This window comes from Pseudomonas sp. PH1b (genome assembly GCF_000633395.1).
Taxonomy (GTDB): Bacteria; Pseudomonadota; Gammaproteobacteria; order Pseudomonadales; family Pseudomonadaceae; genus Aquipseudomonas.
Genome location: NZ_AYMU01000077.1, coordinates 1 through 723, shown reverse-complemented (window position 1 = coordinate 723; position 723 = coordinate 1). Strand labels below are relative to the sequence as shown.

Annotated in this window: 1 protein-coding gene and 1 pseudogene; one reads left to right on the top strand and one right to left on the bottom strand. The window is 50.1% G+C overall.

The features are described 5' to 3' along the window. Window positions 1-229: pseudogene (locus tag U873_RS0134055) on the top strand (hypothetical protein); the annotation flags it as partial. Between the two features lie 68 nt (window positions 230-297). On the opposite strand, the gene U873_RS0134050 reads toward U873_RS0134055, so the two are convergent. Beyond that, entirely contained in the window at window positions 298-570 is a 273-nt protein-coding gene (locus U873_RS0134050; protein ID WP_025132480.1) for a hypothetical protein, read from the bottom strand. Between the last annotated feature and the right edge of the window lie 153 nt (window positions 571-723).

Sequence of the window (723 nt, the reverse complement as noted above, 5' to 3'; positions counted from 1 at the left end):
ATATATCTATTTCTACGTCACCCCAGGTCAGCACGTGATCAGCTCCAAGGCTGAAAACTGGGCAGATATGCCCGTGACGGTCAAGGCAGGCGAGGTTATCTACCTCAAGCAAGAGGTTGAGGTTGGCGTGGTAATGGCTCGCAACAGCTTGAAGGTGTTAAGCGATGTGGAGGGGCGTTATCTGGTCAAGGATGCAGGCCTGGGCACTATTGCCAAAGAAACCAAGTAAGCCTTTGATCGATCGGTATCCGATCTTCTGCGAGAGAAAAAGGGCGACTTTCAAGCCGCCCTTTTTAATTACTGAAGCACCTGTTCCTGCATCCGCCTTGTCGTCACATCCATAAAATCACACCCATCTCGCAGCAAAATGCTGAACACCAGCGACAGTTCCAGTAGCACCACTGCACCTTTGAGCGCTTTATCAGAAATCGCAAAATTTTCCAGCAGTTGAGTCACATCGCGAATGCGATACGTCGCTGCATTGTGCAGGACATCAATGGGAGATTGGGTATCGATCAGAAGTGAGAGGATGCTGCAGTCATGCCCGGTAATAGCTTGATGATGTTTCATTTAATGCCGCCGCTTATCGCCATGCCACAGGTGGTTTTCAGGTGGGCAGTGCGTTGTTGAAAAGCTCTCAAGGAAGATTCGTGCGTCTGTTGTCCCTGCTGTTTGCCATCATCTTGCTCTTCGGTTGCGCCGCTAAACCCCACTATTACACCT